This is a genomic window from Tumebacillus lacus (assembly GCF_026410385.1).
GTDB classification, from domain to species: Bacteria; Bacillota; Bacilli; order Tumebacillales; family Tumebacillaceae; genus Tumebacillus; species Tumebacillus lacus.
Genome location: NZ_JAPMLT010000001.1, coordinates 770,035 through 791,983, shown reverse-complemented (window position 1 = coordinate 791,983; position 21,949 = coordinate 770,035). Strand labels below are relative to the sequence as shown.

Here is a 21,949-nt window from a genome sequence, read left to right as displayed (position 1 = left end):
AATTTGAGGCAGTGGAAAGCATGGGCAAAAGGAGTCTGTTGCATGGACAAGCTGATCGAACGTTTTATTCATTATCTGGCCGTTGAAAGAGGGCTCGCCCACAACACGCTGGAATCTTATCAGCGCGACCTGGTCCAGTACGTCGGCTTTTTGGAGAAAAATGAAATCCACGATCTGAACCAGACGCGGCGTGCCAACCTGATCGCGTATTTGGCCGACCTGCAGCGCAGGGGGAGAGCGACCTCGACGATCTCTCGCAACCTGGCCAGCATGCGGGCTTTTTACGGCTTTTTGCTGCGCGACGGGATGATCGACCAAGATCCGACGACCAACCTTGAGTCGCCGAAAATCGAAAAACGTTTGCCGAAGGTGCTCTCCGTGCAGGAAGTGGAGGCGTTGCTTGATGGACCGGACTACGGCACAGTCGCAGGGATTCGGGACAAAGCGATGCTTGAATTGCTCTATGCAACCGGGATTCGCGTCTCCGAACTCGTGTCGCTCAACTGCTCCGATGTCAACCTGAACATGGGCTTCCTCAAATGCTACGGCAAAGGCTCCAAAGAGCGGATCATCCCGCTCGGGTCGGTCGCCTTGAAATCGGTCAGCGACTACGTGATGCGCTCCCGAAACAAGCTGTTGCGCGACCAGTCGGAAGAGTCGTTGTTTTTGAATCACCACGGCCAGCGTCTCTCGCGCCAAGGTTTTTGGAAGATCATTAAAAAATACGCGATGGCGGCGGCGATCAGCAAAGAGATCACACCGCATACGCTTCGGCATTCGTTTGCCACGCATCTGCTGGAAAACGGCGCTGACCTGCGCGCCGTGCAGGAGATGCTCGGCCACGCCGACATCTCGACGACCCAGATCTACACCCATCTGACCAAGTCGCGGCTCAAAGAAGTCTACGCCAAGGCTCACCCGCGCGCCTAGCTCTCATCTTTTTATAAAAATGTTTTCGACCCACCCCCACATTCGCAGGCGGTGGGTCGTACTGTATAGCACAGCTAATCAATCTGTTTCATCCTGAAATCCCCCAATCCCCCTAGTGGAAAAGGTCCGGCAACCAGCAGCCGGACCTTTTCTCTGTGTTCATATCCTGTTTTAAGGGTTGTCAGACATCTGTCCTTTCAGGTAAGTTAATGGTATGGGCAGGAAAGAGATACCCTAAAATAGGAAGAGAGCACACCTGAATCGGAGGTATACAACTATGGCGTTCAAACGCGTTGTCTTTATCGTACTGGACAGCTGCGGCATCGGAGAAAGTCACGACGCTGCTGAATATGGAGATCAAGGCTCCAACACCATCGCCAACATCGCCAAGGCGGTCGGCGGCCTGCGCGTGCCGAACTTGGAAAAACTCGGCCTCGGCAAAATCCACAACATCGAAGGCGTCGCCAACGACATCGACGCGATCGGCTCCTACGGCCGCATGGCGGAGCAGTCGGCCGGCAAAGACACCACCAACGGTCACTGGGAGATGATGGGCGTCAAGCTCGACAAACCGCTCCCGGTCTACCCGGAAGGATTCCCGCGCGACCTGATGGACGCGTTTGAAGCGCGCATCGGCCGCGAGACGATCGGCAACAAACCGGCGTCCGGCACGGAGATTATCAAAGAACTGGGCGACGAACACGTCCGCACCGGCTACCCGATCATCTACACCTCGGCAGACTCCGTCTTCCAGATCGCCGCTCACGAAGAGGTGATCCCGCTGGAAGAACTGTACAACATGTGCAAGATCGCCCGTGAACTGCTCGTCGGCGAGCACGCCGTCGGACGCGTCATCGCGCGTCCGTTCATCGGCGCAAACGGCGACTACAAACGCACCACGAACCGCCACGACTACTCCCGCGACTTCGGCCGCACCGTCCTCAACGAAATGGACGAAAAAGGCCTGACCGTGATGGGCATCGGCAAGATCTACGACATCTACGGCGGCTCCGGCGTCAACGACAAAGTCGGCACGGAAGGCAACATGGACGGCGTCGACAAGATCATCGAGCAGATGGGCACCGTGGAAAAAGGGCTCATCTTCGCCAACCTCGTCGATTTCGACGCGCTGTACGGCCACCGCAACGACCCGGAAGGATTTGCCCAGTCGATCCGCGACTTTGACGCTCGTCTGCCGGAGATCCTCGATGCTCTGCGCGAAGACGATCTCTTGATCCTCTCCGCCGACCACGGCTGTGACCCGACGACGCCTGGCACCGACCACTCCCGCGAGTACGTGCCGCTGCTCGTCTACGGCAAAAACGCCAAAGGCAACGTCGATCTCGGCACCCGCGACACGTTTGCCGACATCGGCGCGACGCTCTCCGAGAACTTCGGCGTGAACGCACCGACCACGCTCGGCACTTCCTTCCTGAAAGAGATCGGGCCGAACGCATGAGAATGTATGACATCATTCACAAAAAACGGGACGGCGAGGTGCTGACAAAGGAAGAGATCGAATTTGTCATCACCGGATTTACGGACGGCCGCATCCCGGATTATCAAATGTCGGCGCTGTGCATGGCGATCTTCCTGCGGGGCATGACCGCGCAGGAGACCGCGCACATGACGCTGGCGATGGCGGCGTCGGGCGATCAGATCGACCTGTCTGCGATCAAAGGCGTCAAAGTCGACAAACACTCCACCGGCGGCGTCGGCGACACCACCACGCTGGTGCTGTTGCCGCTCGTAGCGTCTGTCGGCGTGCCGGTCGCCAAAATGTCCGGCCGCGGCCTCGGCCACACCGGCGGCACGATTGACAAATTGGAGTCGATCCCAGGCTTCTCCATCGAGCTGACCACCGAGCAGTTCGCTCACAACGTCAACACGCTGGGAGCCGCGCTAATGGGGCAGTCGGGCAGCATCGCCCCGGCAGACAAAAAACTGTACGCCCTGCGCGATGTCACGGCGACTGTCGATACGATCCCGTTGATCGCGTCGTCGATCATGTCGAAGAAGATCGCCGCCGGTGCCAACGCCATCGTCCTCGACGTCAAAACGGGCGAAGGCGCCTTTATGAAGACGCTCGACGGCTCCTTTGACCTCGCCCAAGCGATGGTTGAGATCGGCGACGAGGTCGGCCGCCAAACGATCGCCGTCATCTCCGACATGGAGCAGCCGCTCGGATACGCCGTCGGCAACGCGCTGGAGGTGCAAGAAGCGATCGACACCCTGCGCGGCCAAGGCCCGGCCGACCTGACCGAACTGTGCCTTGTGCTCGGCTCGTACATGGTCGTCGCGGCAGGCGTCGCCAAAGACGCGGCGGAGGCTCGTCAGAAGCTCACCGAGTCGCTGGAGCAAGGGCATGCCCTCGACACGTTCCGACGCTTCCTGAAGGCGCAGGGAGCCGATCCGGCCGTCGCGGACGACCCGAAGCTTCTCCCGCAGGCGCAAAAGACTGTCGAGCTCCCCGCAGACCGCGCCGGATACGTCACCCGCATCCACGCGGAAGAAGTCGGCACCTGCGCCATGCTGCTCGGTGCGGGGCGCGAGACCAAAGAGTCGGAGATCGACCTCGCCGTCGGCCTCGTCCTGCGCAAAAAAGTCGGCGACCGCGTCGAAGCGGGCGAGTCGCTCGTCACTTTGCACGTCGGCGACGAGAGCCGACTGGCCGAAGTGCAGCAGCGCCTGACCGCCGCCTACGAGATCGCTGAGAAGGCTCCCGTCCAGCCGACCCTGATCTACGGCGTCGTCACCCGCGACGGCGTGGAGCGGTTTGTTTAGGAAGGCAAGGGAGATTGCGGTATATGCCGTCCAAACGCTGGCAACAATAGCCCCATAGGGGGTGAGTACATATGCCGGCAGGAGTAAAATGCATGGTGGAAGAGTGCGTTCATAACGCGGAGAAAGCATGCAAAGCGGACGAGATCGAAGTCACGTCGAACGGGAACGATGTCGTCGGCACCAACAAAGGAACCATGTGTGGGACCTTTGATTATAAAGATCATTATCGCGCCGCTTCCGGACTCAGCAAAGAAGAGTACCGCGAGCGTCATGACGCGCAGCACTAAGAACATCCCCTCCGGCCGGAGGGGTTTTTCTTTTTTGTCTTGTAATAAAAAACCTCGACTGGAAGCATCCTACAGGTACTAGCACAAGCGTGATCAACTTTCAGGAGGGTTTCCTATGTCCTTGTTGAAAAAATCGTTCTTCAATACGGCCGCAGTCGTCTGCGCCACCGCTCTTATTTTTGGGCCATCCGCCCCGGCACTCGCGGAAAAAGACGCGAAAAAACCGGACGCTCCGCAAGCCCAACCAGCCGCCCTCGCCAAAGAAGCCGGCTCCGCGATCCTGCTGGATGCGGCGACCGGCACCGTTTTATTTGAGAAAAACAGCCACGAAAAACTGCCGCCCGCCTCGGTGACCAAAGTCATGACCATGCTCCTGATCATGGACGCTGTCAAGGACGGTAAAGTGAAGTTCGAAGACAAGATCCGCACCAGCGAATACGCAGCCTCGATGGGCGGCTCCCAGATCTTCCTGGAGCCGGGGGAGGAGATGACCTTGGACGAGATGTTCAAAGGCATCGCCGTCGCCTCCGCCAACGACGCAGCGGTGGCTGTCGCGGAGCATATCGCGGGCTCGGAGCAGGAGTTCGTCGCGATGATGAACAAACGCGCCCAAGAGCTCGGCTGCGCGGATACGCATTTCAACAATGTGAACGGCCTGCCGACGGACAACCACTATACGTCGGCGCACGATCTCGCCATCATGTCCCGCGAACTGCTCAAGCATGAGGGTGTGACGAAATATACTGCTGTCTACGAAGACCACCTTCGCAAAAGCAGCGCGAAACCGTTCTGGCTCGTCAACACCAACAAACTGGTCAAGTTCTACAACGGCATGGACGGCCTGAAAACCGGCTACACGGCAGAAGCGAAATACTGCCTGTCCGCTACCGCAGAGCGCAACGGATTCCGTCTGGTGGCTGTGGTTATGGGCGAACCGACCTCGCCGACTCGTAACGCCGAAATCTCGCAGATGATGGACTACGGATTTGCCAACTACAAATCGGAAGTCCTGTACAAACAAGGCGAAGTCGTCGAGAAAGTGAAGATCGACAAAGGCAAGATCGCGGAACTGCCGCTGGTGGCAAACGACACCGTCGGCATCCTGATGAAGAAGGGCGAGAAGAAAGAGGCGTACCAAAAGCTCGTCGCCCTGAAAGAAGACATCAAAGCCCCGGTCAAGAAGGGCCAAGTCATCGGCCAAGTGACCGTGAAGCAAGGCGAGAAGGAAGTCGCCAAAGTGGATCTGGTCGCGGGCGTGGACGTAGGGGAAGCGAATATGTGGGAGTTGTTCAAGCGGACCGTGGAGAAGTGGATGACGTTTGGGGAGTGATAGATTTTTGGGACAGAGGAGATAGCTATTGGGCTATCTCCTCTTGCTATGATCATGAATCATTTGGAAGGAAGAAAACGCCGGGTAAAGAGGATCAAGGACAGGGGGAGACCCCTGCCTTTTTGTTAGGGTCGCCACTCGTACACGGATTCCAGATAGAGGTCTTGGAAGCCGAGGTGTTTGTAGAAATTGTGCCCGATGTCGGTGGATTGGAGGGTGGCGTGGGTGTGGCCTTCCTCGCGGGCTTGTTCTAGGACGGCTGTCATCGTGGCTGCTGCGATGCCCTTTCGACGAGCTTCGGGGGTGGTGGCGACCCAATACACGCCGAGGACGCCGTCGGAGGGGATGGTGCAGATGGTGGAGACGGGCTTGCTCTCGGAGAAGCCGAGGTAGTGGCGGTAGGGGGCGTTCTCGGGGTCGAGGGTAGCCGATTGGATCATGATCCGGTCGAATACTTCGTGCAGGTCGGCCGGGATTTCGAAGCCTTTGCAGCAGGTGTCGGCCCAGAGGGCGAGGGCGGCGGGGGTGGTGATCTCGCGGAGTTCGAAGCCGGTCGGCGGCATGGTGGAGGCATTCAGTTGTGAGAGGTCGAGGTACATGCCTTGGAAGTCGAAAGCTTTTACATAGCCCCATTTTTGCAAGCGGTCGCCAAGGTCGGTTGGTTGCGAGAGGGGGCTTAAGATGATAGCGGGTGTCACGCCGCGTTGACGGAACTGGTCGATGGCATCTTTAACGGTGGCTTCGGCTCTGTCGGCCGCGAGCTGCGGGGCAAAGATGGTGTTGAGCACCGGGGTGCCGGTGTAGACCCACTTAAGGTCGTCGCCGTCATGGGCGGTGTGGGTGCCGAGGGTGAGAGAGTAGCGGTTGCGGTTGGCGATGGCGGATGTGAGGAGTTGTTGGATTGTTGGTGGGTACATATAGCGGGAGTCTCACTTTCGAAGTTTATCCCATATTATAACAATTGCACGAAAAAACAGCTACCTCCTGTGAAAGGGGCAGCTGTTTTCGTTTTTATGTTATCGTTATTGACCTTGCACGTCAGACACTTTCACCAGCATTTTGCCGGTGTTTTCGCCGCGGAAGAGGCCGAGGAACGCCTGCGGGGTGTTTTCCAGGCCTTCGGTGATCGTCTCGCGGAATTTCAGCTTGCCTTCGCCGAGCCATTGGCCGATTTGGGTGATCCCTTCGAGCATGCGGTCGTTGTAGTTGCTGACGATGAAGCCTTTTGCCATCGCGCTTTTCACCAGCAGTTGGCCGAAGTGGCGCGGGCCTTGTTCCGGTTTTTCGAGGTTGTAGTCGGCGATCTGGCCGCAGAGGATGATCCGGGCGTGGAAGTTGATCAGGCGCATCACTTCGTCGGAGATCGTGCCGCCGACGTTGTCAAAGTAGATGTCGACGCCGTTCGGGCAGGCGGCTTGGAGCGCCTCGCGCAGGTCGCCCGCTTTGTAGTCGATGACTTCATCGAAGCCGAGTTCGTCGCGCAGGTAGGCGACTTTGTCCGGGCCGCCTGCGATGCCGACGACACGGCAGCCTTTGATCTTGGCGATCTGGCCGACGACGGTGCCGACAGCGCCTGCTGCGCCGGAGACGACGACCGTCTCGCCTTCTTTCGGCTGGCCGATGTCGAGCAAGCCGAAGTACGCGGTGCAGCCCGGCATGCCGGCGACGCCGAGTGCGGCGGAGACCGGTTTGAGGAAGGCCGGGACTTTTTTCAGGTGCTTGCCACTGGCGACGGTGTAGTCCGCCCAGTCGAGCAGGCCGGCGACGATCTCGCCGACCTCAAAGTTGGCGTCTTTCGATGCTTCCACCTGGCCGACGACACCGCCGGTCAGCGGGCGATCCAGCGTAAACGGGTCGATGTAAGTCTTGACACCGCTCATCCGGCCGCGCATATACGGGTCGACGGAGAGGTAGACGGTGCGGACGAGCACTTGACCTTCTTCCAACTCCGGTGTCGTGGTCTCAACAAGGCGGAAGGTCTCCTCAGTCGGCATGCCTTTCGGGAATTCGGTGAGGAAATATTGGCGATTGATTTTCGTCATGGGATTTCGCTCCTTTAATGGTTGTCAGGATATGTAATATGATTTCAGAGTACAGGAGACGGAGTGAAAGTGCAATGTGTAAACGGCGGGTCTCGTCGGACAAGCAGGATTGAGAATGGATGTAAAAACTTGTATAATTAGGGTGATTCGGTCTGATCTCGACAACAGAGGGGGACGTACAAATGGGGTTTCTTGACGGATTGATGGGCAACGCTTCGGAGCTCAATCTGGGCGACGTGCAGAAGGAGTTCGGACATATCCTGTCCTCGACGGAGACGGTGGAAAAAGCGTACAAACTGGTGCGCGATCTGTTCATTTTCACGAACAAACGCCTGATCCTCGTCGACAAGCAAGGCATCACCGGGAAAAAGATGGAACTGCACTCGATCCCGTATAAAAGCATCACGCATTTTTCCATCGAGACGGCCGGCACGTTTGATTACGAGGCGGAGCTGAAGATCTGGATCTCCGGCGGTGCAATGTTGGAGAAGACTTTCAATAAGAGCTTGAACATCTACGAACTGCAGAGCGTGTTGGCGGAGTACGTTCTGGGGTAGGCGGATCGAAAAAGCGATGACGGAGAACGGCCGCTGTGCCGTTCTTTTTTATCAGGAGGACATGATCGAACGCGCAAAAAAGCCAAGGGCGTCGGCCCTTGGCTTTGGGTTTATTTGCTGGAAAGTGGTGAAACTAGACAGTCGCTGTATATGTCCTTCGAAACGTCGCAAGCCCTACCTCTCGTGCGACCATATGGCTCCAGTGACCATGCCTGTTGTGAATCGATGTCTCAATGTCTCATCTCAATGAGCAGAGCATCCGTCTAGCTTCGGATGTTGCCGCGGTAGGATAGGCATTATTATATAACGGATTGGCTTTATAAGCAAGGATAATCTGTTGGTACATTTATCGAAACAGTCGTTTCAGGCGTTTCAGGGCTTCTTCGCCTTTGCCGTAGCGGGTGTTCAGGTCGAAGAGGGTGGTCTGTTTGAGCACGCCTTTTTGATGGGAAAAGGCGTCAAAACTGTATTTCCCATGATAGGCTCCGGTGCCGCTCGGTCCGACACCGCCGAACGGGAGGTACGGCGAAGACAGGTGCATGACCGTGTCATTGATGCAGCCGCCGCCAAAGGAGATCCGCTCGAACACACGATGTTGCACGTCGCGACTCTCCGTGAAGAGGTACAGGGCGAGCGGTTTTTCACGGGCGTTGACTTGCCGGATCACTTCTTCCAAGTCGTCGTATTCCAATACGGGGAGGATCGGGCCAAAGATCTCTTCTTGCATGACGGGCGCGTCCCATCCCGTGCCGGTGAGCAGAGTCGGTTCGATCAGACGCCGAGCCGGGTCGGTGCGGCCGCCGTGGCAGATCGTCCCGTCGGTCAAATAGGAGGAGAGTCGCCCGAAATGCCGGTCGTTGATGAGCGACGGGTAGTGACGGCTGTCTGCGATCACATCCCCGTAGAGCGCTTCGATCTGCCGCTTCAACTCGTGCAGCAACCGATCCTTCACGCCGCGTTGCACCAGCAGATAATCGGGTGCCACGCAGGTCTGACCCGCGTTCAGATATTTGCCCCAGACGATGCGTTTGGCTGCGAGCTCCAGTTTTGCATCGCTGTGGACGACAGCCGGACTTTTGCCGCCGAGTTCCAAGACGACGGGCGTCAGATGTTTGGCCGCCGCCTCTGCCACGATCTTTCCCACCTGCGTGCTGCCTGTGAAGAAGATCAGATCGAACGGTTCGGCGAGCAGGGAGGTGCTGACTTCCACGCCGCCTTCCACGACGGCGATATACTCCTCCGGGAACGCCTCTTGGCAAATGCGGGCGATCACGGCAGACGTGTGCGGTGTCAGTTCCGAAGGTTTGAGCACGGCGCAATTTCCGGCGGAGATCGCGCCGATCAACGGGGCCAACGCCAGCTGAAAGGGATAGTTCCAAGGGGCGAGGATCAGCGTCAAGCCGAGCGGTTCCGGCATGATCGTGCCCTTGGCACCCAACAGGGTCAGCGTGCCCGGCACGTTTCGCGGCGAGGCCCATCGGTCCACGTGTTTGATCGTATGTCTGATCTCTGCCATCAAAAAGCCGATCTCCGTGAGAAACGTCTCAAAGGGCGGCTTGGCAAAATCTTCACGCAACGCTTCTGTCACGTCCGTTTCATGCTGCATGACCGCATCCGCCAAGATCTGCAACTGCCGCTTGCGAAAGGGCACGGAGTAAGGAGTCCCGCTTGCAAAAAAATCTCTCTGCCGACGCAACAGGTCTTGGATGTTCTCCGTCACCCTGGCTACCTCCTTATGAACCTACGGATGCAGAATCTCTGCTCCATAGGTTCTCCGGAGAAGACATCGCCCATTCGAGACGAAAATGCTATAGAATAAACGGACACGCACCTGTCAAAAAGAAGGCATGGAGGAACTAACTGTGAAAAATAAAACCTTAAAATCATGGAGCGACACGTGGCTCGTCGAAGCGACGATCGATCAATTGCAAGCTAAGATGGAAGCAGGCACCTTGACCGCCCGCGATCTCGTCTTGATGTATCTGGAGCGCATTGCGACGTACGACAAGCGGGGGCCAAAGATCAACTCGGTGCTGGAACTCAACCCGGACGCACTGCAGATCGCCGAAGCGCTCGATCATGAGCGGCGGACGAAAGGCACGCGCGGGCCGATGCACGGGATTCCGGTGCTGCTCAAGGACAACATCGACACCGGCGACAAGATGCACACCTCCGCAGGATCTCTCGCGCTGGCCGATCATACGGCGAAGGAAGACGCGGTTCTGGCACGCAAACTGCGGGAGGCGGGGGCGATCCTGCTCGGCAAATTGAACATGACCGAGTGGGCAAACTATATGACGAACCGGATGCCGTCCGGCTATTCGTCGCGAGGCGGACAGACGAAAAATCCGTATCGCGGCGATTATCTCGTCGGCGGCTCGTCGTCCGGTTCCGGTGCGGCGGTCGCGGCCAATTTTGCCACGGTGACGGTCGGCACGGAGACGGCCGGATCGATCCTCTATCCGGCCAGCGCCAACGCGTGCGTCGGGATCAAACCGACGGTCGGGCTGATCTCCCGTCGCGGCGTCATCCCGATCGCGCACAGCCAAGACACGCCGGGGCCGATGGCACGCACGGTGGCGGATGCGGCGATTTTGCTGAATGCGCTGGCGGGGGCGGACGAGCTCGACCCGATCACGCGGACCAGCGTCGGGCAGGCGGCGGCCGATTACACGCAGTTCCTCGACGCAGACGCGTTGAAAGGCAAGCGGATCGGTGTGGTGCGGGAGTTTTTCAAAAAGATCGACGCGGAGCATCAAGAGCTGATGGAAGCGGCGTTCGAGGCGATGCGCGATGCGGGGGCCGAGGTGTTCGACGTCGAGCTGCCGTCTGCAAATGCGGACTGGGACCACGATGTGTTGAAATACGAATACAAAGTCGATCTCAACGCCTATCTCGCCAACTGCGGCCCGCAGGTGCCGGTGCATTCCTTGCGCGAGTTGATCGCGTACAATATGGCGCATCCGGACAGCCTGCTCAAATACGGTCAGACGCTGTTGCTTGCATCGGAAGAGACGAGCGGCACGTTGACAGAGCCTGCGTATATCAATTCCCGCGAGAAGGACCTCTATCTCTCGCGCACGGCGGGCATCGATCCGATGATGGCGGAGCACCGCCTCGACGCGTGGGTTTTCCCGGCGAGCTGGGGATCGCACATCCCGGCCAAGGCGGGCTATCCGTCGATCAACGTCCCGGCGGGGGCATCGGTGGAAAAAGGTCCGGTTGGGATCTCGTTCTCGGGGCTGGCGTACAGCGAGGGCGAGTTGATCGCGCTGGCGTACGCGTTTGAACAGCGGACGCAGCATCGCGTGCCGCCGAAGATGTAAAAAAATGAAAGAGAGCCTGCGTCACGACGATATCGGACGAGGCTCTCTTCTTCTTATTTTGCAAAATAGATCTCCTGAATCTGCGCTGCCACGTCTGCGATGCGGTCCGATACCTGCGGGATGGAAAACCCGACAAAGATCGGCGTGGTCACGAAGCGGGGGACGATTTTGCAGGCGATCTCGCCGTTCTCCAGTTGATAGAAGAACAGGTTGTACGAGTTGCACGATTTGTGGAAATGGTGCAGGGTGTAGTGGGCGGCGACTTGGATGTAGTCGGCCATCCGGTCGAGCCGGGAGAAGTCATGCAACAGGACGTTGAATTCGAAAAAGCCAATGCGCGGCAGGGTGGAGACGTTGAACGTGACACCCGGCGTCTTTGCGATGGTGTGGCCGACAAAATGGTCAGGTCGCATATGATCGCGGTAGTCGACGTCCTTGAGCCCGACGATTTGCATGTGCGGGTGGTGGATCGAGCCGCCGGAGTAAGGGCCGTGATTTTTATAGAAGATCACCGACGTGTACGCGCCGCTCTCCGACATGCGCAGCCACTCCTCGACGCCAAAGCGGATCAGCGCGTGCAGGTGCTCGCGCTCGTAGGTGGCAAACTCGGACTCGCACGTATCGGTCTCGATCAACACGGTCTGCAACGTGTCTTTTAATGTGGGAAATTTGTTTTTGACCAGCAGGATCGGTCCCTGCTCGGCGAGGATCTCATCCAACTGCTCCCGGTCGCAAAAGGGGCAGGAGGTGTCGCGTTGGATAATGCTGTTCGGTTTTTGTTTGCTGAGGTGGGAATCGAAGTGCAAATGGGTGTTCGTCATGGGGATCACCTGTCTCGTCGCCTATTTTTGACAATATTTATGACAATATCATACCGGGAGCTGGAACGAATTGCTAGACCTGCTCTTTCCCGGTATGATGGAAGCAACAGAGGAAGGGAGTGGACGGCATGGTCTTGCGATTGCTGGAGGAGTCGACGTTTTTGCGGTCGCTGTTTGAAAATGTGAGCGATGCGATCCTCGTCGTCGACAAGGACGGGACCGTCACGGGCGCGAACGCGGCGTTTGAAAAGATGACCGGTTGGTCGGCGGCCGAGGTGATCGGGCATGGCGAGTTGTGCGACATCTGCCGGGGAGTGGCGACCTGTTCGGAAGAGTCGACCTGTGTGGAGTGCTTCTCGAAAAAATCGTCGGTGTCGTCGTTTGAGATGCAGGTGCGCACCCGCGACGGGAAGGAGATCCCTGTGGTCGCCTCATCGACGCGGCTGCCCGAGATCGGACACGGCGCGCTGGTGCTGATCCTGCGCGACATGAGCGAGCAGCAGCGGGCCCAGCGTGAACGGCACCAGCGCCAGTTGACCCGCAACGTGATCGAAGCGCAGGAAGCGGAGCGCAAGCGGATCTCCCGCGACCTGCACGACGGCATCGGGCAGGCGCTGTTTTCGATCATGGTCGGACTGAAGGTGGTCAATCAGCTCGACCTCGATCCGGCGATGCGCGAACACCTCGACGAGGTGCAAAAGCTGACAGCGAAAACGCTGGATGAAGTCAAAAACATGTCGGTCCAACTGCGACCGTCCGCTCTGGACGATCTCGGGCTGGTCCCGGCCGTCCGCTCCTACGCGAAAGGGTATCAACATACGTTTGGCATCCGAGCGCAGGTGGAGGTGCAGGGCAAGGGCCGCCGCTACCGGAGCGAGGTGGAGACGGCGGTGTATCGCATCTATCAGGAAGCGATGATCAACGTGGCAAAGTACGCACAGACCGAAGAGGTGATCGTCCGGCTGCACGACACCGGCGATCTGTTGGAGTTGATCGTGGAAGATCGGGGCGTGGGATTTGACCCGGAAAATATCCGCGTGCAAGGCACGGGGCTCGGACTGTTCGGCATGCGGGAGCGGGCCGATCTGATCGGCGGCAAAGTGGATCTGATCTCCGTGCCGGGCAAAGGCACGACCGTCCGGGTGACGGTGCCGGTGCAGGAAGAGGAGGCGAGCGTCTGATGGCGATCAAACTGTTGATCGCGGACGATCATGCGATCGTCCGCTCGGGGCTGTCGATGCTGATCGGCTCTCATGCGGACCTGGAGGTGGTCGGCACGGCGGCCGACGGCCGGGAAGCGGTGGAGAAGGCGCTGGCGTTGCGGCCGGATCTCGTGCTGATGGATCTGAGCATGCCGCCGGGGGAGAACGGACTGTCGGCGACGTCGCGGCTGAAAGAAGCGGCACCGGAGATCGAGGTGCTGGTGCTGACGATGCACGACGATGAGGAGTATCTGTTTCGCGTTCTGCAGGCGGGGGCGTCCGGCTTTATCTTGAAAAGCGCACCGGACCAAGACCTGATCGCAGCGATCCGGCAGGTGGCGGGCGGCTCGGCCTATCTGCATCCGTCGGCGACCAAGTCACTGATTCAGGAGTTTCTCCAGCGGGTGCAAAAAGGCGAGGATGCCGACCGCTACTCGGTGCTGACCGACCGGGAGCAGGAGATCCTCACGCTGATCGCCAAAGGGTACGCCAACAAGGAGATCGCCGAACAGCTCGTCGTCTCGGTCAAGACGGTGGAGACGCACAAGGCGAAGATCATGGAGAAATTGCAGATGAAAACGCGGCCGGAGTTGGTGCGGTATGCGATGAAAAAAGGGCTGCTCGATTTTGAGTGAGGCGGGTTCCGATGGGGAACTCGTCTTTTTTTGTGCTTTTTTCCGCTTTTTGCATCGGTTCAGGGAGTTCCCCGACCCGAATCAGGGAAACCCCCGATGTTTCCCAACCGAGTGCCATTTTATACTGAAAGCAAGAAATCCACACACAATAGGAGGCACGCATCATGGCAAGAGAGGCGTTGTCCAAACAAGAGACAGCCCCAAAAACGAAACCGCACCCGCCCGAAGAGGAGAGCTCGCTGCGCGGCACGTTCGTGTCGGTCTTGATCTTGGGAGCCTTGATCGTCGGTTCATGGGCCGCAGCATTCTGGCTCTATCTGAGCCGCGGGTAACGGAAGAGAGGGGAGTTTGACATGCATCTTCATAAATACGAAAAAATCTGGCTGAGCCTCGGCGGCCTCGCCTTGATCGCTTTCCTGGTGGTCCTCGGCGTCAACGCGTTCGCGATGGGCTCGCATCCGCCGAGCCACATGGCGTATGTCGATCCGACCAAAGTGGATCAGACCGCTCCGTTTGACAAACCGGGTCTCGTCCAGATCGGCGACAACGAGTACGACCTGAACATGACGGCGTTTGTGTTCGGCTACGGTCCGGCGCAAATCGAGATCCCGAAAGGCGCGAAAGTCCATTTTAATGTCACCAGCAAAGACGTGGCGCACGGCTTTTCCATCCCTGGCACGAACGTCAACATGATGGTTTTGCCCGGCCATGTGAATTCTGTCACACATACGTTTGATCAGGCTGGAGAATTTCTGATCCTGTGCAACGAGTACTGCGGGGTCGCCCACCACATGATGATGTCCAACATCGTCGTGAAATAAAGGATGTGAGCGAGAGATGATACATCGTGGAATTGAACACCGCGCGGCCGATCTGAGCCTCGCGTACGTGCTGGTCGCGTACCTCGCCTTCGGGGTGGCGGCACTGGCCGGCCTGTTGCAAGGTCTGGTCCGCGGCGGCATGATCGAGCTGCCGGAATTTATCACCTACTATGATATTTTGACTGCGCACGGCGTGTTGATGGGACTTGTCTTTACAACTTTCTTTATCATCGGTTTCCTCTTCTCCGGGATGGCGAAGACCATGGGCGGTCTGACCCCGACGGGGACCAAGCTCGGCTGGATCGGCTGGGCGATGATGTTCTTTGGCACCGCGATGGGGACGGCGACGATCCTCACCGGTGAGGCTGCCGTGCTCTACACCTTCTATGCACCGATGAAAGCGACCCCGTGGTTCTACATCGGGGCGGCGCTCTTGATCATCGGTTCCTGGGTCGCCGGATTTGGCATGATCCACTCCTACCGTCACTGGCGGAAAAACAACGAAGGCAAACTGTCTCCCTTGTTCGCTTTCATGGCGATCTCCACGATGGTGCTGTGGCTGATCGCAACCCTTGGTGTCGCGGCGGAAGTGGTGCTGCAACTGATTCCGTGGTCGTTTGGCTGGACGGACAAGATCAACGTCGTGCTCTCCCGGATGCTGTTTTGGTTCTTCGGTCATCCGCTCGTGTACTTCTGGTTGATGCCTGCGTATGTGGCTTGGTATGCGGTGCTGCCGAAGATCATCGGCGGCAAAGTGTTCTCCGACTCGCTGGCTCGCCTCGCGTTTGTGCTCTTGATCCTGTTCTCGATCCCGGTCGGGTTCCACCATCAGCTGATGGACCCGGGTATCTCTTCGGCTTGGAAATACGTCCACGTCGTCCTGACTCTGGCGGTCGTGCTGCCATCGCTGATGACCGCTTTCTCGATGTTCGCCGTGTTTGAAAATCGCGGTCGTGCGATGGGCGCGAAAGGGCTGTTCGGCTGGTTTGCGAAACTGCCGTGGAAAGACGTCCGCTTCTTTGCTCCGATGCTGGGCATGCTGTTCTTCATCCCGGCTGGCATCGGCGGCATCATCAACGCGTCCAACCAGATGAACCAAGTCGTCCACAACACGATCTGGGTCACCGGTCACTTCCATCTCACCGTCGGCACGTCTGTCACTCTGACTTTCTTTGGCATCACCTACTGGCTGATCCCGACGCTGACCGGTCGTGAGATGAGCAAGCGAATCAATGCGCTCGGCATCATTCAGACGCTGACCTGGGCGATCGGCATGCTGATCATGTCCGGCTCGATGCACTTCATGGGTCTGCTCGGCGTGCCGCGCCGAACCGCCTTCACCACCTATCTGGACCACGTGCAGGCTCTGAAATGGATCTCGTATCAAAAATTGATGGCAATCGGCGGTGTGTTCCTCTTCATCGCGGCCGCTCTCATGGTCGGCATCGTGCTGTACCTCTGGCTGTTTGCGAAAAAAGGCGTGACTGAGTATCCGATCGCCGAGAATGAAACGATCTCGTCGACCCCGCGCCTGCTGGAACGCTGGCCGGTCTGGGTGACCATCTCCCTGTGCCTGATCCTGATCGCGTACGGGTACCCGATCTACGATGTGATTCAAAATGCCCCGCCGGGATCGCCCGGTGTGAAAACCTGGTAGTCCCTTTGACCCGTTCGCCTGTAGGTGGTGAACGGGTTTTTCTATGCAATACGTAAACTAAATTTTCTGATAAAATAGTACTTTTTACCTATGGCGGAACCTGTCTTCCACATATTACTATTTATCTATGAGCAGTTATTCTGATTGAAATTGGGGGAATGAGAAATGAAAAAAGGGTTTGTGGCACTGACGATGTCCGCAGCGCTGGCGGCTACGTTGCTGGCCGGCGTGCAAGGGGTGCAAGCGGAAGAGAGCACAGAGAAAAATTATCTGCTGGCATTCAAAGGCGATCTCCCGGCTGACTATCAAGAGCAGATCTTGGCAGCGGGCGGCGTGGTCACCCGTGCAATTCCGGAAGTCGGGATCGTCGAAGCCACTTCCGCAAATGGCTCGTTCCTGACGGCCATCCGTGCCAATACGAACGTGTCGGCAGCTGAAGAAGAATTGGAAATCTTCCTCGAAAACGACCCGAACCCGGCAGACGGCAAGCCGATCACTTCCATTCCGCAACCGAACTGGGAAGACCCGACCCAAAACTACTATGACTATCAATGGGATGTGAAGCGCGTCACCAACGACTTCAAATCCTTCGATCTCCATAAAGGCAACCACGAGACGGTCGTCGGCGTCATCGATACCGGTCTCGACTTCAACCATCCGGACCTCCGGGCCAACGCGGACCTCGCCGGTTCCAAGACGTTCGTGCCGGGCACGACCGACGCTTGGGACTTCAACGGTCACGGCACGCACGTTGCCGGCTCCATCGCGGCAAACGGCAAGGTGATGGGCATCGGTCCGAACCTGAAAGTCCGCGCGTACCGCGTATTCGGTGCAAGCGGCGGTGCGCAGCAATCCTGGATCACGGACGCGATTGTAGCGGCAGCAAACGACGGCGTGGAAGTCATCAACATGTCGCTGGGCGGCTGGAGATGGATGGCGCACAACTACGGCGAGAAGGGTAACTCCGCAGCGATGGTCGCCTACAACCGCGCGATCCAATACGCGATCAACAAAGGCGTGACGGTCGTCGTCGCAGCAGGCAACGACTCGCGTGAACTGGGCAACCTGCACGACATGCAGGCGTACTGGAAAGACACCTATGGCCTCGACATCCAGGGCCCGTCCCGCGTCGTGCCGGCTCAGATCCCGGGCGTGATCACCGTGTCATCGACCAACAAGTGGTCCAGCGATTCGCTCGCGTTCTACTCCAACTACGGCAACCCGATTGACGTGGCGGCACCGGGCGGCGACAACGGTCCGCTCTATGACTCCTTGTACCGTCAAGATCCGAAAGGCAACTACCTCAACAAGCGTGACTTCCTGTACCGAACGCTGTCGACCTGGCCGACCTACCTCGCGCCGAACGTGACGTCCAACCTGCGCGGCTATGCGCTGTTGCACGGCACGTCGATGGCATCGCCGAAAGTGGCAGGCGTCGCAGCGGTCATCAAAGCGGCTCACCCGGAGTACTCCCCGGCACAAGTCGCGGCGGCGATCCGTCAGACTTCTGTCGATCTCGGCAAAGTGGGCCAAGACCAACTGTTCGGCGCAGGCGAAGCGAACATCTTCAACGCGCTGTCCGGCCAATAAGAACTACATGCAAAAGAGCCTCGGAGATCTCCGAGGCTCTTTTTTATGGTCAGATCGTGATCAGGTCGTCGGGATGCCGGTGCGCTCTTTGGCGTAGAGCGACCATTTTCGGTCACCCGTGGTGCCGCTGGCATAGCCAAAGCAGAGCTGGAGTTTGATGACGTTGCCGTTGGCGTCGGTGGTCGGGATCATCTGCATGCCTTCCGGTTCGCGGTAGGAGAGCGTTCGACCGGCTTCGGAGATGTTGTAGTCGACCTTGGTTCCGGTCGACCAGTTGTATTGGACGACGTGGTGGTTGCCGACGTTTGTGATCGGCTTGTCGTCCGGGTAGGTGTCGCCTTCTGAGTACGACTGCGGGCTGTAGTGTTCATCGTGATTGTAGGCGGAACCAAAATTGAAGTAGATGAAATTGCCGAAGAGGGTGAATCCTTGTGCAGGCAGGTCTTTCAATGTCTTGGACGGCGTTCCGTTGACGACCGAATACCAAGGCACGGCGGCAGCATCGAACGTGTTCAGGTGTTGGAAGACGGGGATGTTGTCCGCGTTGTACGTGTAACTGAAGATGGAAACACGATATTGGCCGCCCAGCAAGTTGTCTTTGTAGCGGACGGCTGCCCGTTTGTAGTGGTTGTCAAAAGAGATGGAGAAGTTGGTGCAACGGTCGGCATCCACACCGGGAACGGAAGCCAGCACTTCATGTTTCATCGTCCAGCCGTAACCGTCCACTTCCCAAGCATGGAAGGTGCCGTCGCGGTATTGGAAACGGGCGAGGTCGTCTCCGGCTACATCATACAAGTTGTCTTTGGGTGTCTTGGTTTTGTCGAGCACTTCGGAGACGTTGTCGCACCACAGGTAGGTGCCGTCCGGGGCGTACTCGATGGCGATCTGGGAGCCGTGGCCGAATCCCCAGGACCGGTCGTCTTTGTTGACTCCTTCGTAATAGCGCAAGGGATCTGCGCTCGCTTGGTAGATGGAGGTGTAGTGGTCGTGCACCAAGTGCATGCCGGTGCCGATCCGGTTTCCGGCTGCGTCGAGCTTGGTGATCACGAGGTCGCCTTTTTCCGCGCCGGTGTCGGTGGATTTGTTCTTGCATTGGATCACGTAGATCGCGGGATCGGTCAGTTTTCCTTTGTAATCAATCGCAAAGGATTGGCCGACGGTGCCTTGACTCAATGTCTTTTCTCGCAGGGCTGCGTTGGAGCCAAAGGCGACATTGACAGACGCTGAATCCGGATCGACAAAAACGTTGGCCGGGTTTTGTGCCATCACGCATTCCTCCTTTTGATGCAGGTACGGTAACATACGGGCACTGACCATCAAGTATGTCGGTGAAATTCCGACACGGCTGGAGCGGACGATGGATGAAAGGTACCCATAGGGGGTATCATATTTTGTGTTGACAATTGGCAAGGAACGGCATATATTTATACCCAAGGGGGGTATGGTAATTGGAAAACAACGAAACACACAACGAGAGCTGTCACCAACCGGAGCATTTCTCTGAGCGAGATAAAACGGCATTGATCCGCGACCTGCGCAAGATCGAAGGGCAGATCCGGGGCGTGCAAAAGATGATCGACGAGGACCGCTACTGTGTGGACATTTTGGTGCAGTTGGCAGCGATCAAGTCAGGGTCGCACCGGATCGGGCTGAAACTGCTGGAGGCGCACACGAAAGGGTGCGTGTCGCGGGCGGTGCAGTCGGATGGCGGCGAAGAGCACATTCAAGAATTGATGGACGTCATTCGAATCTTTACGAAGTGAGATCGGGAGGTGTTTGCGATGAGCGAAAAAGTCACGTTGCAGGTGACCGGCATGACATGTGCCGCTTGCTCGAACCGCATTGAAAAAGTGCTGAACAAAATGGACGGCGTCGTCGAAGCCAACGTCAACCTGACGATGGAGCGGGCGACGGTGAACTTTGAAGCTGACAAGGTCGGCATGGACGATCTGATCGAACGCGTGCACAAGCTCGGCTACGGAGCGACGGAATACGTGGAGGAGGCACCGGCAAACGAGGCCGGGGAGAAGAAATGGGATCGGCAACAGGCGATGCTGGTGTTTTCGGCGGTGTTGACGGTGCCGTTCGTTCTGGCGATGTTGAAGATGGTGGGGTTGACGTTTTTGCCGGACGTGCTGATGAATCCGTGGGTGCAACTCGCGCTGGTGACCCCGATTCAATTCATCGCCGGTGCCGGATTTTACACGGGGGCTTACAAAGCCCTGCGGAACAAGAGCGCCAATATGGACGTGCTCGTCGCACTCGGTACGTCGGCCGCGTATTTCTACTCGCTGTGGGTGGTGCTGCAGGGCGGGCATCACGTGTACTTTGAGACCAGCGCGATCATCATCACGCTGATTCTGCTCGGCAAGACGTTCGAACAGATGGCAAAGAGCCGCACGTCCGATGCGATCAAAAAGCTGGTTGGGCTGCAGGCGAAGACAGCTCGTGTGGTGCGCGACGGGGTGGAGGTTGACGTGCCGATTGAAGAAGTGGTCATAGGTGATGTGGTGCTCGTCAGACCGGGCGAGAAGATACCCGTGGACGGTACCGTCGTGGATGGGCTGTCGAGCGTGGATGAGTCGATGCTGACCGGCGAGTCGATCCCGGTGTCGAAAAAGGCGGGCGACCCGGTATACGGCGCGACCCTCAACAAAAACGGCGCGCTGCGCTTTCAGGCGGAAAAGGTCGGCAAATCGACGATGCTCGCGCAGATCATCCGCGTGGTGGAAGAGGCGCAAGGCACGAAAGCGCCGATTCAGCGGATGGCCGATGTGATCTCGGGGATCTTTGTGCCGATCGTGGTCGGGATCGCGCTGCTGACGTTCCTGGTGACGTATCTGGTGGTGGGCGATCTGACGACGGCGCTGATGAATGCGACCGCTGTGCTGGTCATCGCGTGCCCGTGCGCACTCGGTCTGGCCACGCCGACCTCGATCATGGTCGGCACGGGCAAAGGCGCGGAAAACGGCATTCTGTTTAAAGGCGGCGAACATCTGGAAACCTTACAAAAGGTCAATGTGATCCTGTTTGACAAGACGGGGACGATCACGAAAGGGCAGCCGTCTGTGACCGATGTGATTCTCGTGGAAGGCGGTGCGGTCGCGTCGGAGGGGGAACTGCTGCATCTGACGGCGTCTGCTGAGAAACATTCGGAACATCCGCTGGCATCGGCGATTGTGGCGGCCGGCCGGGAGCAGCGCGTGTTGACGGAACCGACCGAGTTTGAAGCGATCACCGGCCGCGGTGTGCGGGCGACGGTCGAGCGTCAGGAGCTGCTGATCGGCACGCGCCGTCTGATGGCGGAAGCAGGAATCGACGCGGGAGCTATCGAAGCACAGATGGAACAGTTGGAAAACGAAGGCAAAACGGCGATGATCGTGGCGGTGGGCGGCGTGGTCTCCGGGATCGTCGCGGTGGCCGACACGGTGAAGGAAGCGTCGAAAGGCGTGATCGCCGAACTGCAAGCGATGGGCATCCGCACGGTGATGATCACCGGCGACAACGAGCGCACGGCACGGGCGATTGCGGCGCGTGTCGGGATCGACGATGTGCGGGCGGAAGTGTTGCCCGAGGACAAAGCGAACGCGGTGAAGCAGTTTAAGTCGGAAGGGAGAATCGTGGCGATGGTCGGCGACGGGATCAACGACGCGCCCGCCCTGGCGACGGCAGACGTCGGCATCGCGGTCGGCGGCGGCTCGGATGTGGCGCTGGAGACGGCCGGGGTGACGCTCTTGGGCGGCGAACTCGACGGCGTGGTCCGGGCGATCAAACTGTCGCGGGCGACGATCCGCAACATCCGGCAAAATCTGTTCTGGGCGTTGGCCTACAACGTGCTCGGCATTCCGTTGGCCGCGTTTGGACTGCTGGCTCCGTGGATCGCCGGTGCGGCGATGGCGTTCTCTTCGGTGTCGGTCGTGTTGAACGCGCTGCGATTGAAGCGAGTCAAAATCTAAGGAGGCATCTC

General features: G+C 58.2%; 20 protein-coding genes. 15 read left to right on the top strand and 5 right to left on the bottom strand.

The genetic code is table 11. The annotated features are described in order from the left end of the window. The first annotated feature begins 42 nt into the window (after positions 1-42). The 5 genes from xerD to OS242_RS04015 all read left to right on the top strand — a co-directional run bounded on the left by xerD (position 43) and on the right by OS242_RS04015 (position 5,331). Positions 43-930 carry a site-specific tyrosine recombinase XerD gene (gene xerD, locus OS242_RS04035; RefSeq protein WP_267150349.1) on the top strand — a complete coding sequence of 296 codons (888 nt, stop codon included), beginning with the start codon at positions 43-45 and terminating at the stop codon, positions 928-930. 277 nt (positions 931-1,207) lie between these two features. Further along, a complete protein-coding gene (locus OS242_RS04030; protein ID WP_267150348.1) occupies positions 1,208-2,389 on the top strand; it encodes a phosphopentomutase in 1,182 nt (393 codons plus the stop codon). Then, complete coding sequence (locus tag OS242_RS04025; RefSeq protein ID WP_267150347.1) at positions 2,386-3,714, top strand: pyrimidine-nucleoside phosphorylase; 1,329 nt, start codon at positions 2,386-2,388, stop codon at positions 3,712-3,714. The genes OS242_RS04030 and OS242_RS04025 overlap by 4 nt, the downstream gene beginning before the upstream one ends. Positions 3,715-3,806: 92 nt before the next feature. Beyond that, positions 3,807-4,001: a DUF1540 domain-containing protein gene (locus OS242_RS04020; RefSeq protein ID WP_267150346.1), complete on the top strand. Its 195-nt coding sequence runs from the start codon at positions 3,807-3,809 to the stop codon at positions 3,999-4,001. A 124-nt stretch (positions 4,002-4,125) separates the two neighbouring features. Then, positions 4,126-5,331 carry a D-alanyl-D-alanine carboxypeptidase family protein gene (locus OS242_RS04015; RefSeq protein WP_407702079.1) on the top strand — a complete coding sequence of 402 codons (1,206 nt, stop codon included), beginning with the start codon at positions 4,126-4,128 and terminating at the stop codon, positions 5,329-5,331. A gap of 125 nt (positions 5,332-5,456) precedes the next feature. On the opposite strand, the gene OS242_RS04010 is transcribed toward OS242_RS04015, so the two are convergent. Continuing rightward, positions 5,457-6,248 (bottom strand): GNAT family N-acetyltransferase, encoded by a 792-nt coding sequence (locus OS242_RS04010; RefSeq protein WP_267150344.1) that lies wholly within the window; start codon positions 6,246-6,248, stop codon positions 5,457-5,459. Positions 6,249-6,353: 105 nt separating this feature from the next. Beyond that, positions 6,354-7,373, bottom strand: a complete 1,020-nt coding sequence (locus OS242_RS04005) for an NADP-dependent oxidoreductase (RefSeq protein WP_267150343.1) — start codon at positions 7,371-7,373, stop codon at positions 6,354-6,356. Positions 7,374-7,555: 182 nt separating this feature from the next. Between OS242_RS04005 and OS242_RS04000 the strand changes: the two genes are divergently transcribed. Next, entirely contained in the window at positions 7,556-7,930 is a 375-nt protein-coding gene (locus OS242_RS04000) for a PH domain-containing protein (protein WP_267150342.1), read from the top strand. 346 nt (positions 7,931-8,276) lie between these two features. Here OS242_RS04000 and OS242_RS03995 read toward each other — a convergent pair whose 3' ends face one another. Continuing rightward, the gene (locus OS242_RS03995) at positions 8,277-9,650 is read right to left on the bottom strand and encodes an aldehyde dehydrogenase (protein WP_267150341.1); all 1,374 of its coding nucleotides are present in this window, start codon (positions 9,648-9,650) and stop codon (positions 8,277-8,279) included. A gap of 142 nt (positions 9,651-9,792) precedes the next feature. Between OS242_RS03995 and OS242_RS03990 the strand changes: the two genes are divergently transcribed. After that, a complete protein-coding gene (locus OS242_RS03990) occupies positions 9,793-11,256 on the top strand; it encodes an amidase (protein ID WP_407702071.1) in 1,464 nt (487 codons plus the stop codon). Positions 11,257-11,309: 53 nt separating this feature from the next. Here OS242_RS03990 and OS242_RS03985 read toward each other — a convergent pair whose 3' ends face one another. Continuing rightward, a complete protein-coding gene (locus OS242_RS03985) occupies positions 11,310-12,077 on the bottom strand; it encodes a DUF4931 domain-containing protein (RefSeq protein ID WP_267150339.1) in 768 nt (255 codons plus the stop codon). A gap of 128 nt (positions 12,078-12,205) precedes the next feature. On the opposite strand from OS242_RS03985, the gene OS242_RS03980 reads away from it, so the two are divergent. The 6 genes from OS242_RS03980 to OS242_RS03955 all read left to right on the top strand — a co-directional run bounded on the left by OS242_RS03980 (position 12,206) and on the right by OS242_RS03955 (position 17,982). After that, positions 12,206-13,258 carry a PAS domain-containing sensor histidine kinase gene (locus tag OS242_RS03980; protein WP_267150338.1) on the top strand — a complete coding sequence of 351 codons (1,053 nt, stop codon included), beginning with the start codon at positions 12,206-12,208 and terminating at the stop codon, positions 13,256-13,258. Then, on the top strand, positions 13,258-13,914 hold the full coding sequence (locus OS242_RS03975) for a response regulator transcription factor (RefSeq protein WP_323372896.1): 657 nt from the start codon (positions 13,258-13,260) through the stop codon (positions 13,912-13,914). The genes OS242_RS03980 and OS242_RS03975 overlap by 1 nt, the downstream gene beginning before the upstream one ends. Positions 13,915-14,078: 164 nt before the next feature. Continuing rightward, positions 14,079-14,246: a cytochrome c oxidase subunit 2A gene (locus OS242_RS03970; RefSeq protein WP_267150337.1), complete on the top strand. Its 168-nt coding sequence runs from the start codon at positions 14,079-14,081 to the stop codon at positions 14,244-14,246. Between the two features lie 21 nt (positions 14,247-14,267). Then, complete coding sequence (locus OS242_RS03965; RefSeq protein WP_267150336.1) at positions 14,268-14,735, top strand: cytochrome c oxidase subunit II; 468 nt, start codon at positions 14,268-14,270, stop codon at positions 14,733-14,735. Between the two features lie 16 nt (positions 14,736-14,751). Further along, positions 14,752-16,392: a b(o/a)3-type cytochrome-c oxidase subunit 1 gene (locus OS242_RS03960; RefSeq protein ID WP_267150335.1), complete on the top strand. Its 1,641-nt coding sequence runs from the start codon at positions 14,752-14,754 to the stop codon at positions 16,390-16,392. Between the two features lie 165 nt (positions 16,393-16,557). Next, on the top strand, positions 16,558-17,982 hold the full coding sequence (locus OS242_RS03955; RefSeq protein ID WP_267150334.1) for a S8 family serine peptidase: 1,425 nt from the start codon (positions 16,558-16,560) through the stop codon (positions 17,980-17,982). Between the two features lie 60 nt (positions 17,983-18,042). Here the strand turns inward: OS242_RS03955 and OS242_RS03950 are convergent, their stop codons facing one another. Further along, positions 18,043-19,248 carry a hypothetical protein gene (locus OS242_RS03950; protein ID WP_267150333.1) on the bottom strand — a complete coding sequence of 402 codons (1,206 nt, stop codon included), beginning with the start codon at positions 19,246-19,248 and terminating at the stop codon, positions 18,043-18,045. 182 nt (positions 19,249-19,430) lie between these two features. Between OS242_RS03950 and OS242_RS03945 the strand changes: the two genes are divergently transcribed. Both OS242_RS03945 and OS242_RS03940 read left to right on the top strand, forming a co-directional pair. Further along, positions 19,431-19,745 (top strand): metal-sensitive transcriptional regulator, encoded by a 315-nt coding sequence (locus OS242_RS03945; protein WP_267150332.1) that lies wholly within the window; start codon positions 19,431-19,433, stop codon positions 19,743-19,745. 18 nt (positions 19,746-19,763) lie between these two features. Continuing rightward, entirely contained in the window at positions 19,764-21,938 is a 2,175-nt protein-coding gene (locus OS242_RS03940) for a heavy metal translocating P-type ATPase (RefSeq protein WP_267150331.1), read from the top strand. The last annotated feature ends 11 nt before the right edge of the window (positions 21,939-21,949 follow it).